The organism is Parafrankia colletiae, from assembly GCF_001854655.1.
Taxonomy (GTDB): Bacteria; Actinomycetota; Actinomycetes; order Frankiales; family Frankiaceae; genus Parafrankia; species Parafrankia colletiae.
On sequence record NZ_MBLM01000025.1, the window covers coordinates 239,677 to 251,846 of the forward strand.

The window sequence follows — 12,170 nt, forward strand, 5'->3', positions numbered from 1 at the left end:
TATGCGCGGCCGGCGCCTCGTCGTGGTCGGTGGGGCGGTGGTCGTCATCCTGGCGGCCGCCGCCGCCTGGATCGTCGTGCGCGGGCTGCTCGCCCGGTCCGAACTGGAGGGGGCCCGGGCGCAGATCGCGCAGCTGCAGGCAGCGGTCTCGCGCGGGGACGTGCCCGAGCCGTCGGACCTGCGCCGGACCATGGACGACATCGCCGCCGCGACGAGCTCGGCCCGGTCACTGACGTCCGATCCGATCTGGTCGGTGGCGGGCCACCTGCCGTTCGCGGGCTGTCCGCTGCGCACCAGCGCGGAGCTGGCCACGGCGCTGGACGGGGTGGCGACCGGCGCACTGCCGTCGGTCGCCGAGCTGAGCGACCAGCTCTCCCCGGCAACCCTGCGTGCGGGGACCGCGGTCAACGTGGCCGCGCTGGCCGCCGCCCGTGGGCCGGCCGAGCAGGCGCGCGCTGCGGTCGCCGCGTTCGAGGCGTCGGCCCGGCGGGTGTCGCCGTGCGGCGCGCTCGGCCGCCGCCTGGGCGTCGGCGCGGCGCAGCAGGAGGCCGTCGCCACCGGCGAGCGCCTGCACGGCGTCCTGGACACCCTGGTCCTCGCCACCCGTCTCGGGCCGGACATGCTCGGTGCGGGCGGGCCCCGCCGCTACCTCCTGGTGGTGCAGAATCCGTCGGAGTCGCGCGCGAACGGCGGCATCATCGGCGGGTTCGGTGTGCTGACGGCGGATGACGGCCAGCTGGAACTCGACGACATCTCCGGCAACGACGCGCTGCCCGGCACCGCGACGCAGGCCCGGCCGGCGGCGAACCTGTCCCCGGAGTTCGCCGCCCGCTACGGCTCGTTCTGGCCGGCACGGGTGTGGGCGAACGCCAATCTGACGCCGGACTACCCGACGGCGGGCCGCCTCTACTCCGCGCTCTACCGGGCCGGGGCGGGGCGTGCCGTCGACGGGACGATCAGCCTGGACCCGACGACGCTGTCCTACCTGCTGGCCGCGACCGGCCCGGCGGTTCTGCCGGACGGCCGTTCCGTCGACGCCGGGGAGCTGGTCGAGCTGGTCGAGTCCCGGGTGTATGCGGAGATCGCCGACGTCAGGGTGCGGGACGCCTTCTTCGCCTCGGTCGGCGAAGCCGTCTACCAGTCAGTGGTCACCGGGGGCGGTTCCGCGGGGGATACCGCGGACCTGTTGCGGGCGCTGGCGCGCGCGGCAAGGGAAGGGCGGCTTCAGGTGTCAAGCAACCACGCCGATGAGCAGCGTGTTCTTTCGTCGACCGCGCTCGGTGGCGCGCTGCTGGACGTGCCCGGCCCGTTCCTGGGTGTGGTGACGCAGAACGCGACGGCGAGCAAGCTCGACTACTGGATGCGGCGCAGCACCGACTACCGGATGCAGCGCCGGCCGGACGGTTCCGGGACGGCGACGATCACCGTGACGCTGGTGAACGCGGCGCCGGAGGGTCTCAGCGACTACGTCCGTAACCGCGGAGACGTCGACATCCCCGGCTGGCGGAATGAACAGGCCCAGAACCGGCTGTGGCTGTCGGTCTACACCGGCCGCGGAAGTGCGCTCGTGGACGCCGAACTCGATGGCGAGCCGGTCTCGATGGCGGTAGGGGCGGAGTTGGGGCGCCCTGTCCTCTCGACATATCTGACAGTCGACCGCGGGCAGACGCGGACGTTGCGGCTCCGGGTTCTGGAGCCGTCGCTCGGTCCGAATCTAACTCTCCGTAGTCAGCCTCTAACGTTTCCGGAGCACCTCGTGGTAGAGGGCCTACCTGTCCAGCATCCATGGTCACGGAGGGTCGGTCGATGATGACTGAAGGTTGTAGACACTCAGAGTGACTCTCTGTACTCTCCCCGTAGCAATCATCCGACTGGTTATACGGATCACCCGCAGGGAGAGTGTCTGAATGAAGTTCCGAACTCTCGGCGTCGCGCTGGTGGCGGGCGGCGGGCTGGCGCTCGCGGCGCTGCCGGCTTCCCCGGCGGCGGCCTTTAATGACAAGCACCATGACAAACACGTGCCCTACCCTCCGGTGGGCTGCTACGGCGCGAGCGGGGAAGGAAGCGTCACCAAATCACTGCTGCTCCTGGGGGAAGCCACCGTCTTCGGAGGGTGCGGATTCCTCCCCGGATCCACCGTGAAGATCCAGCTCGGCGGTGTCGGGCAGGGCATTGTCAAGGCGGACGGCGCCGGCCGGTTCAGCGCGCCGGTCGTCCCGACCACCGTGGGTATCCAGACGCTGGTCGCCACAGGTGTGGCCGGTGCCCCGGGCACGACGAGCACCGCGCAGGACGCGGGTCTGCCCGAGGAGGGCGACTGGTTCGCGGACAAGACCGGTGAGGAAGGCGGGCTCTTCGACGACAAGGTCGCCGACGAGGCCGTGCCGGTCGTGCCGGAGGTGCCGGTCGGTGACGCCATCGTCGCCGACCCGTCGCTCCCGGCCGTGGGCGGCCCCGCGGTCGACGTGCCGGCGGTCGAGGCGCCTGTGACCGATGTGCCAGCCACCGGTGCGCTGCCGGCCGATGGTGCGACCAACCCGGCTCCGGAGGTCCCGGGCAGGCTCGCCAGCGCCATCACGCAGGACCAGGGGCTCATCGGCTCGCGGGTCGTGACCGCCACCATCACCGTCATCGGGATCGGCCAGGGCGGGATCACCGGCCTGCCGATCGACCCGGGCCTGATCGCCAGCTGGATCGGCAACTGGGGCCACTGGGCCGACAAGCACGACAAGGACCAGGACGGCCGGGACGGGTCCTGCTTCGGTGACGGCTTCGACAGGGACAAGGACAACTTCGACAAGGACAAGGACCGCGTCGACAAGGACAAGGACCGCGTCGACAAGGACAAGGACCGCGTCGACACCGTGAAGGACGACAAGTTCGGCGAGCAGCAGGGCCTGGCCGCACCGGTCCCCACCGCGCTGGCGGACGGTGACGACAGGTTCGACGACAAGGACGACAAGGACGACCTGTTCGGTGACAAGGACCGCGACAAGGACCGCGACCGCGACGGTGACTGCATCATCGCTGGCGGCGTGGTCGGTGTCGGCGTCGGCGGTGCCGGTGTCGGCGGTGCCGGTGTCGGCGGTGCCGGCGCGGGTGCCGGTGCCGGCGCGCTGCCCTTCACCGGTGTGGAGACCGGTGCCATGGCCTCCATCGCCATCGCCCTGCTCGGTGGCGGTGTCCTGCTCCGCGTCGCCGCCCGTCGCCGCCGGCTCGCCGGCCGGGCGCAGGGCTGACCTCACTGGTCAGCCGTAGCCACTGGTCCGGACATCCGTGCGGACCACACCCGGGGTGGGCGTCCGACCCGGCGGACGACGAGAGCGTCCGGCGTCGTGGCTGAGGTACACACCTCGCCGCGAACCGTGGTCAGGAGATCCGGAGCCGTGACGACACGGTGATCCGGCGCCACCCATGAAAGGCACGGGCCGTCCGCGTACCCACGCGGACGGCCCGTCGCCATGGGGCGATGTGGCCATGTCGGCCAGGTGGCTGTCCATCAGGCGGCCGAGCGCTGTCAGGCGACCGAGCGGCGCAGCGGGTCGAACGGCGCGAGCTCCGCCGGTGTGCGCCCGCTGACCAGCGCGGAGGCGACCAGCCGACCGGTGACGGGACCCAGCGTGATACCCCACATTCCGTGGCCGCCGGCGACGTGCACCCGTGCGGAGGCGGTCGGCCCGATGAGGGGCAGCCCGTCCGGCGTGCACGGTCGCGGGCCCACCCATTCCAGGGTGCGGGCGTGCAGGTCGACGCCGCGCAGCAGTTCGCGGGCCGCGGCGGCGATCGCGTCGATCCGCCGCGGGTCGGGCGGCGCGTCGGGGCGGCGGAACTCCATCATCCCGGCGATCCGCAGCCCGGTGCCGATCGGCGTGCAGGCCACCCGGGACGCCGGAAAGTAGAGCGGGCCGGTGGGCGGCTCCTTCACCGGGACGCTGAAGCTGTAGCCGCGGCCGGCCTGCACGGCCGTGCGCACCCCGAACCGGGCGGCCAGGTGGGGCAGCCAGGCCCCGGTCGCCAGCACCACGGCGTCGAACGGCGCGGGCGGGTTGGTGTGGTCGGCCATCGTGAGCACCACCCGTGAACCCAGGTCGATCACCTTGTCGACAGCGGCATCCTCGCGGATGACACCGCCGCGCTCGCGGACCGCGTCGGCGAGCGCGGCGACGAACCGGCCGGGGTCGCAGTACCGCTGGCCGTGCACCTGGATGACGTGGGTGATCTGCTCGGAGAGCAGCGGCGCGTGGTCCCGGGCCGCCAGTGGGTCCAGGACCTCGGCGTCGACCGGTTGCCCGCAGGCACGCACCTCGTCGAGCTCGGCGAGCAGCGCGTCGGCGCCGCGCCGGTCGCGGTAGCAGGCCAGGAACGGGGCGGCGGCCCGGGTGGGGGCGGCGACCCCGCCGTTCGCGAGCTCGTCGAAGGCGTCCAGGCTGCGGCGGGTGAGGGGGGCGAGCGCCCGCATCGCCTCGCGCCACCGCCGGTGGGTGCTGTGCCGGACGAAGCCGGCGAGGAACCGGGCGAGCCGCGGATCGGCGGCGGGCGGCAGGTAGACCGGGGAGTCCGGGCGCAGCACCATCCGCAGGCCGTAGCCCAGCACCGCCGGTTCGGGCAGCGGGGTGGCCAGCCCCGGTGTGAGCCAGCCGGCGCTGCCCCAGGAGGCCCCGGCCCCGGCTCCGACCGGGCCGGGGGTCACCTGGTCCCGTTCGAAGACGGTGACGCCCACCCCGTGTTCCTGGAGGTACCAGGCGGTGCAGAGGCCGACCATGCCGCCGCCGATGACGGCCACATGGTCAGGGCCGGGCTGCCCCGAGGGCCGATCGGACGGGCGAGCGGACGAGCCGGCTGCGGGACGAGGGTCCACGGAGTCCACGCCCCGACATGTTCCCCCCGCCTGGCGGTTCAGCCCCCAGAGCCGCGAACCGGCCGTCAGCCGGGCACCTCGGGGCCCGCCCGGGCGGGGGCGCCCGGGCGGGGGAGGCGGGCTACCGCCGGGTGAGGGACCGCAGGTACTCGCGGTTGAGGTTGCCGATGCTCGTCAGCGGGATGCCCTTGGGGCAGGCCACCGTGCACTCGCCGGTGTTGGTGCAGCCACCGAAGCCCTCGTCGTCCATCGTCGCGACCATGTCGCGCACCCGGGTCTCGCGCTCCGGGGCGCCCTGCGGCAGCAGGTTGAGGTGGGTGACCTTGGCCGAGGTGAACAGCATCGCCGAGCCGTTCGGGCAGGCCGCGACGCAGGCCCCGCAGCCGATGCAGGTCGCGTTGTCGAACGCGGCGTCGGCGATGTCCTTGGGGACGGGAGTGGCGTGCGCCTCCGGCGCGCTGCCGGTGACCACCGAGATGTAGCCGCCGGAGCCGATGATCCGGTCGAAACCGGAGCGGTCGACGACCAGGTCGCGTACGACCGGGAAGGCCGCCGCGCGCCACGGCTCGATGTCGATCGTCTCGCCGTCGGTGAACTCGCGCATGTGCAGCTGGCAGGTGGTGGTCCGGTCGCGGGGGCCGTGCGCCTGGCCGTTGATGACCACGCCGCACATGCCGCAGATGCCCTCGCGGCAGTCGTGGTCGAACGCCACCGGGTCCTCGCCCTCGAGGATCAGCCGCTCGTTGAGCACGTCGAGCATCTCGAGGAAGGACATGTCCGGGCTGACGTCCGCCAGCTCGTAGGTGACCATGGCACCGCGGTCCTCCGGGCCGCGCTGCCGCCAGATCCGAAGGGTGAGGTTCACGGTCGGGGCTCCTTCGAGTGCTGTGGGCTCGTCGCGCGGCGCGCGGACGTCCGTGCTCGCGCCGCCGCATGCGGCGCTGGGAAAGCGGATGGCGGGAGTGCGGGAGCGGGGCTGCGGGGGAGGCGGCCGGCTCCCCGGTGGACAGTGCCCCCGGAGCCGACCGCCGCCGCGCAGCCCCCGGGGTGGGGGCGGGCGGGCGGCGGCCGGCCATCGGGGTCACGAGTAGTTGCGCTGGGCCAGGTGGACGTAGTCGAACTGGAGCGGCTCCCGGTGCAGCACCGGGGCTCCGCCGGTGTACTCCCACGCCGCCGCGTACGCGAAGTGCTCGTCGTCGCGCAGCGCCTCGCCGTCCGGGGTCTGGCTCTCCTCACGGAAGTGGCCGCCGCAGGACTCGGCGCGGTGCAGGGCGTCGATGCACAGCAGCTCGCCGAACTCGAGGAAGTCCGCGATCCGGTTCGCCTTCTCCAGCGACTGGTTCAGCTCGCCGGAGTCGCCCGGCACCTTCACCCGCCGCCAGAACTCCTCGCGCAGCTCCGGGATGCGGGCGAGCGCCTTGCGCAGGCCCGCCTCGGTGCGGCCCATGCCGCACTCGTCCCAGATGAGCTCGCCGAGCTCGCGGTGGAACGAGTCGGGCGTGCGGTCGCCGTTGATCTCCAGCAGGCGGCCGAGCCGGCCGGTGACCTCGCCGACCACCGACGTCACCGCGGGGTCGTCCAGGCTGACCGAGCCCAGCTTGGTGCTGGCGATGTAGTTGCCGAGCATGGGCGGCAGGACGAAGTAGCCGTCGGCCAGGCCCTGCATGAGAGCGCTGGCACCGAGGCGGTTCGCGCCGTGGTCGGAGAAGTTGGCCTCACCGATCACGAACATGCCGGGGATGCTGCTCTGCAGGTCGTAGTCGACCCACAGCCCGCCCATCGTGTAGTGGACGGCCGGGTAGATCCGCATCGGGACCTTGTACGGGTCCTCACCGGTGATCCGGTCGTACATCTCGAACAGGTTGCCGTACTTCTCGCGGACCTTGTCCTCGCCCATGCGCTTGATGGCGTCGGCGAAGTCGAGGTACACACCGAGCCCACCCGGGCCGACGCCGCGGCCGTCGTCGCACTGGTACTTCGCCGCGCGTGACGCGATGTCACGCGGGACGAGGTTGCCGAAGGCCGGGTAGATGCGCTCCAGGTAGTAGTCGCGCTCGGCCTCGGGGATCTGGTCCGGCGAGCGGGTGTCGCCCTTCGTCTTGGGCACCCAGATACGGCCGTCGTTGCGCAGCGACTCGCTCATCAGCGTGAGCTTGCCCTGGTACTCCCCGGAGCGGGGGATGCAGGTCGGGTGGATCTGCGTGTAGCAGGGGTTCGCGAAGTGCGCCCCGCGCCGGTGGGCCCGCCACGTCGCCGTGGTGTTGGAGCCCTTGGCGTTGGTGGAGAGGAAGAAGACGTTGCCATAGCCGCCGGTGGCGAGCACGACCGCGTCCGCCAGATACGGGGTGATCTTGCCGGTGACCAGGTCACGGGCGACGATGCCGCGGGCCCGCCCGTCGATGACGATCAAATCGAGCATCTCGGTCCGGGGGTGGATCTCCACGTTGCCGGCGTCGATCTGGCGCGACAGCGCCTGGTAGGCGCCGATCAGCAGCTGCTGCCCTGTCTGGCCCCGCGCGTAGAACGTCCGCTGGACCTGCACACCGCCGAAGGAGCGGGTGTCGAGCAGGCCGGAGTACTCGCGGGCGAACGGCACACCCTGCGCGACGCACTGGTCGATGATCTGCGTCGAGATCTGGGCGAGCCGGTAGACGTTCGACTCCCGGGCGCGGAAGTCGCCGCCCTTGACCGTGTCGTAGAACAGCCGGTAGACGGAGTCGCCGTCGTTGCGGTAGTTCTTCGCCGCGTTGATGCCGCCCTGCGCGGCGATCGAGTGCGCGCGCCGGGGCGAGTCCTGGAAGCAGAACTGGATGACGTTGTAGCCCTGCTCGGCCAGTGTCGCGCCGGCGGCACCGCCGGCGAGGCCGGTGCCGACCACGATGACGGTGTGCTTGCGGCGGTTGGCGGGGTTGACCAGCTTGGCGGAGAACTTGCGGCGGTCCCAGCGGGTCTCGATGGGGCCGTCCGGCGCTGCGGTGTCGGCGATGTCGTCGCCGACCGTCCAGTAGGCGCTTCCGCCAGAGCCGAGGGAAGTCGTCTCGGGCATCTCAGTCCACCAATCCGGCCAGCACGGCGATGGGAACGGTCACGAAGCCCGCCGAGATGAGGACCGCCAGAACGGTCGCGGCGATCTTCAGATTCTTCTCCCGGGCCGCGCTGTGCACGCCGAGGGTGCGAGCAGCGCTCCAGAAGCCATGGTGAATGTGCAAACCGAGCGCTAGCATCGCGATGATGTAGAAAAGTGTGACCCACCACACAGAGAAGCTGGACACAATGTTGTCGTAGGCGGCGCCTTCGACTCCGTGCCGGTTCACCGTCAGGGTCGTGAAGTCCAGGAGGTGGTAGATGACGAAAAGGGCGATGATGATGCCGCCGTAACGCATCGTGTTGACGGCGTAGCTCGCCTCGAGTCGCTGCCGGTGAGCGTACTTCTGCGGCCGGGCCTTCAGATCCCGTCGGCTGAGCTGGTACGCCGTCGTGGCGTGCAGCACGATCGCGACGAGCAGCAGGGCCCGCATGATCCACAGGAACCAGGCTCCGTGGAGCGCGGGGACCCCGATCGTGCGCAGCCAGTGCGCGTACTCGTCGAAGCTCTCGCGGCCGTAGAAGATCTTCAGGTTGCCGAGCATATGGACGAGGAGATAAAGCAGCATCACCCCCCCGGTGACGGCCATCACGGCCTTCTTGCCGATGGTGGACCGCCAGAAGATGCCTACGGGGGACGTAGGCCGCGCGTCGTTCGTTACAGCCACGCTGCGAACCCTAGGGACAACTTCCTCATCGGTCCAAGACATGCTGGACCTCAGCTCGATAGGCTGCGCCTATCGTCAGCTACCCTAAGGTGTGCAGCTTCATCAGCTTGCGTACTTTGTCGCCGTCGCCGAGACCAGGCACTTCACCCATGCGGCTGAGCGTGAGCACGTAGCGCAGCCCTCCCTCTCGCAACAGATCCGTGCACTGGAACAGGAGCTGGGTAGTCCCCTTTTCAATCGAATGAGGGGCAACATCACACTCACTCCGGCAGGGGAGACTCTGCTGCCACTGGCACGTCGGATCCTCGCCGACACCGAGACGGYCCGCCGGCAGGTGCAGGAGCTGCTCGACCTGCGCCGGGGAACCGTGCGGCTGGGGGCGACGCCCAGCCTGTGCACCGGGTTCCTCCCCGAGGTGCTGTACGCCTTCCACCGGGAGTACCCGGGCATCCGCCTCGTCGTCGAGGAGGGCGGCTCCCGCGATCTCGTCCGCGACCTCGCCCAGGGGCACCTCGACCTGGCGCTCATCATCCTTCCCCTGCACAGCACCGATCCGGCGCTGGCGACCATGCCTCTGCTGCGGGAGGACCTCGTCCTCGTCACCTCGGAGAACTCCCCGCCGCCGGCGCGGGATGGTCAGCTGCGGGTGGTGGACCTCCGCAACCGCCCCATGGTGATGTTCAGGCGGGGCTACGACCTGCGCGAGTTCACCGTCGGCGCCTGTCGGATGGCCGGCTTCGAGCCGACCTTCGCTATCGAGGGCGGCGAGATGGACGCGGTGGTCGGGTTCGTCGAGGCGGGTCTGGGCGCGGCGGTGATCCCGAGCATGGTCGCCCGGCGCCAGCGCCTGCGGAGCACCGGCTTCGTACCGCCTGGCCTGCACCGGACGATCGGTCTCGCGCACCGGCGCGACGTCGAGCCGCCGCAGGCCGCCAAGGAACTCCGCCGCAGTCTCCGCGCCTATTTGAAGAGCACCGCCGCCGCCGGCACCCTCCCTCCCGGAACCGATCTCGTCCCCGAGTGACTCCGTGCTGTTCGGAGGGTCACTTCAGATGCGACAAAAAGGTCATGTGACTTACATCACACTGACGAGAGGTATTTTCCTGGTTAGCGTGGCGCAAGCGGTCCTATTGCCCGTGGTCAGTGCTCAGTAGTGCTGGCAGCGGTGAAATAGGGCTGAGGCAAGGATTTCTGTCCGGTGGCTGCGGGGGAGCAGTGCCGCGCGTGTTGCGATGCGGTTTTCCCGGCGGGTGTCGGCGCCGAAACGGGGGTAGGCGCGGTGACGTTCGTGCTGTGCTGCGGTGGTTGGCACATCATTTCGCGATCTCCTCGTCCGGCGGAGCGCCGACAGCCGGCGACCGGCCGGACACCGGTGGCCTGCCACCCGGGGGCTGCGGCTCACCGTGGCCGGCGGCGCGGCCGGTGGTTGGAGCCGCCTGTCCCCGACCTGCGCCACCAGCACACCGGGAGCGTCGCTGACCAGCGGTTTTCCGGTGGTCCTCGCGGCGCCCTACGGGGAGTGGGTGGGTGGTCGTGACGGTGCTCGGTGACCGTGCGGACCGCATGGGACTCTGGTCCGAGATGCGCAGGCGTGCCGAGAGCTCCTGGTTCGAGCGATCAGAAGATGTCGCGCCCGCGCGGCCGAAAAATCTGCCGGAGCCATCGGAGCACGCTGCTCCGAACGCTCCGCACATTCGTGCAGGAGGAACTGTGAACAGCGTTGACCTTGCTCTCAAGGAAGCGATGGAGATCGACGGCGCGACTGGTGTCGCGCTGGTTGACTTCACCAGTGGAATGACCCTGGGAACCCTGGGCAGCAACCACACTTTCGATCTGGAAGTGGCCGCGGCAGGTAACACCGAAGTGATCCGGGCGAAGATCCGTACGATGGAAAGCCTGGGGCTGGCCGACACCATCGAGGACATCCTGATCACCCTGGGGCGCCAGTACCACCTGATTCGCCTGCTGCAGAGCCACACCGGGCGGGGCCTGTTCCTCTACCTGGTCCTGGACAAGGCCCGCGCCAACCTCGCCATGGCCCGTCACCGCCTGCGCTCCATCGAATCGCAGCTCGACATCTGAGACGCCGCTCCTGCCGGCCTCCACGGCACCGCCGGTGGCGCGCGGGCGGCGCCGACGGCGCCGACCGACGTGCGTGTCCGGAACGCGGCACGGGTGAATGATGGACGTCGTGACGAGCACGCCGACGACAGGTACGCGACGACGGACCCGCGCATGACGGACCCGCGCATGACGGACCCGCGCATGACGGACCCGCGCATGACGGACACGCGCATGACGGACACGTCCACGACGGGCTCACCGACGGCGGGCACGCCGACGCTGCGGATCACCGGGCAGGTCCTGGTCGGGCCGGAAGACGTCCGGGGCGAGGTCTGGGTGGTCGGCGGGCGGGTGACCTTCACCGCCCCGACCGGTGCCGCTGCCCGCGACGTCCGGACGGTCACGGGCTGCGTGATCCCCGGCCTCGTCGACGCGCACTGCCACGTCGGTCTCGTCTCCACCGGCGCGACCGACGCCCGGACGGCCGAGAAGCAGATCCTGGCCGACCGCGGCATCGGTGCCCTGCTGCTGCGTGACGCCGGATCGCCGTCCGACACCCGGTGGATCGACGAGCGGGCGGATCTGCCCCGCCTGATCCGCGCCGGCCGGCACATCGCCCGCCCGAAGCGGTACCTGCGCGGGTACGCGGCCGAGGTGGAACCCGGCGAGCTGGCCGCCGAGGTCGCCGAGCAGGCCCGCCGCGGCGACGGCTGGGTCAAGCTGGTCGGCGACTGGATCGACCGGGCCTCGGGCGACCTCGCCCCGTGCTGGCCGGCCGACGCGGCACGCGCGGCCATCGACGCCGCCCACGCCCTCGGTGCCCGGGTCACCGCCCACTGCTTCGCGGAGAGCTCGCTGGCCGACCTCGCCCATGCCGGCATCGACTGCGTCGAGCACGCCACCGGCCTCACCGACGACACCGTCGGGCTCTTCGCGCAGCGGGGCATCGCCATCGTCCCCACCCTGGTGAACATCGCGACCTTCGAGGAGATCGCCGCCGGGGCGGAGGCGAAGTTCCCCGCCTACGCCCGCCACATGCGCGACCTGCACGCGCGCCGGTACGACACCGTCGCCACCGCGTTCGAGGCCGGCATCCCGATCTACGCCGGGACGGACGCCGGCGGCTCGCTGCCGCACGGCCTGGTGGCCGACGAGGTCGCCGAGCTGGTCGCGGCCGGGATGCCGCCGCAGGCCGCCCTTGGCGCCGCCTGCTGGGACGCCCGCCGCTGGCTCGGCCGGCCGGGACTGGCGGAGGGCGAGTCCGCCGACCTCGTCGTGTACCCGGCCGATCCGCGGCTCGACGTGCGGGTCCTGCGGGCCCCCGAGCTGATCGTCCTGCGTGGCCAGGTCTGCTGACGCCCACGGGCCCGGCCAGCCTGGCCGCCCGGCTGGCCCGGGCGGGCCTGCGGAACCTCTGTGCGTGCTGCTCGTTGTCAGCTGGTGAAGCCCTCGGCGCAGCGGCCCGCCGGTGGCAGGGTGGTGACGCGGTGGCCGCG

The 12,170-nt window shown here is 71.3% G+C and carries 9 protein-coding genes; 5 read left to right on the top strand and 4 right to left on the bottom strand.

Annotation, left to right across the window (positions count from 1 at the left end; translation table 11 throughout):
- The first annotated feature begins 1 nt into the window (after nt 1).
- Together CC117_RS05270 and CC117_RS05275 are read left to right on the top strand one after the other, a co-directional pair.
- Nucleotides 2-1,810, top strand: a complete 1,809-nt coding sequence (locus CC117_RS05270) for a DUF4012 domain-containing protein (RefSeq protein ID WP_071082645.1) — start codon at nt 2-4, stop codon at nt 1,808-1,810.
- A gap of 97 nt (nt 1,811-1,907) precedes the next feature.
- The gene (locus tag CC117_RS05275; protein ID WP_071082607.1) at nt 1,908-3,239 is read left to right on the top strand and encodes a hypothetical protein; all 1,332 of its coding nucleotides are present in this window, start codon (nt 1,908-1,910) and stop codon (nt 3,237-3,239) included.
- A gap of 278 nt (nt 3,240-3,517) precedes the next feature.
- Here the strand turns inward: CC117_RS05275 and CC117_RS05280 are convergent, their stop codons facing one another.
- The 4 genes from CC117_RS05280 to CC117_RS05295 form a co-directional block, all read right to left on the bottom strand.
- A complete protein-coding gene (locus CC117_RS05280) occupies nt 3,518-4,783 on the bottom strand; it encodes an NAD(P)/FAD-dependent oxidoreductase (protein WP_071082608.1) in 1,266 nt (421 codons plus the stop codon).
- Between the two features lie 196 nt (nt 4,784-4,979).
- The gene (locus CC117_RS05285; protein WP_018636895.1) at nt 4,980-5,723 is read right to left on the bottom strand and encodes a succinate dehydrogenase/fumarate reductase iron-sulfur subunit; all 744 of its coding nucleotides are present in this window, start codon (nt 5,721-5,723) and stop codon (nt 4,980-4,982) included.
- Between the two features lie 216 nt (nt 5,724-5,939).
- The gene (locus CC117_RS05290; protein WP_071082609.1) at nt 5,940-7,904 is read right to left on the bottom strand and encodes a fumarate reductase/succinate dehydrogenase flavoprotein subunit; all 1,965 of its coding nucleotides are present in this window, start codon (nt 7,902-7,904) and stop codon (nt 5,940-5,942) included.
- A 1-nt stretch (nt 7,905) separates the two neighbouring features.
- Nucleotides 7,906-8,652, bottom strand: coding sequence for a succinate dehydrogenase cytochrome b subunit (locus CC117_RS05295; RefSeq protein ID WP_256385353.1), 747 nt, complete (start codon nt 8,650-8,652; stop codon nt 7,906-7,908).
- A 49-nt stretch (nt 8,653-8,701) separates the two neighbouring features.
- Between CC117_RS05295 and CC117_RS05300 the strand changes: the two genes are divergently transcribed.
- The 3 genes from CC117_RS05300 to CC117_RS05310 all read left to right on the top strand — a co-directional run bounded on the left by CC117_RS05300 (nt 8,702) and on the right by CC117_RS05310 (nt 12,030).
- Nucleotides 8,702-9,634, top strand: coding sequence for a LysR family transcriptional regulator (locus CC117_RS05300; protein WP_071082611.1), 933 nt, complete (start codon nt 8,702-8,704; stop codon nt 9,632-9,634).
- A gap of 719 nt (nt 9,635-10,353) precedes the next feature.
- Nucleotides 10,354-10,692: a hypothetical protein gene (locus CC117_RS05305; RefSeq protein WP_407673476.1), complete on the top strand. Its 339-nt coding sequence runs from the start codon at nt 10,354-10,356 to the stop codon at nt 10,690-10,692.
- Between the two features lie 198 nt (nt 10,693-10,890).
- Nucleotides 10,891-12,030: an amidohydrolase family protein gene (locus CC117_RS05310; RefSeq protein WP_241829853.1), complete on the top strand. Its 1,140-nt coding sequence runs from the start codon at nt 10,891-10,893 to the stop codon at nt 12,028-12,030.
- Nucleotides 12,031-12,170 lie beyond the last annotated feature (140 nt).

Bases quoted from the DNA above. Each gene is read 5' to 3' on its own strand.
- CC117_RS05275 (WP_071082607.1), top strand. From the start codon at position 1,908: ATGAAGTTCCGAACTCTCGGCGTCGCGCTGGTGGCGGGCGGCGGGCTG.
- CC117_RS05295 (WP_256385353.1), bottom strand. From the start codon at position 8,652: ATGTCTTGGACCGATGAGGAAGTTGTCCCTAGGGTTCGCAGCGTGGCT.
- CC117_RS05270 (WP_071082645.1), top strand. From the start codon at position 2: ATGCGCGGCCGGCGCCTCGTCGTGGTCGGTGGGGCGGTGGTCGTCATC.
- CC117_RS05310 (WP_241829853.1), top strand. From the start codon at position 10,891: ATGACGGACACGCGCATGACGGACACGTCCACGACGGGCTCACCGACG.
- CC117_RS05290 (WP_071082609.1), bottom strand. From the start codon at position 7,904: ATGCCCGAGACGACTTCCCTCGGCTCTGGCGGAAGCGCCTACTGGACG.
- CC117_RS05305 (WP_407673476.1), top strand. From the start codon at position 10,354: ATGGAGATCGACGGCGCGACTGGTGTCGCGCTGGTTGACTTCACCAGT.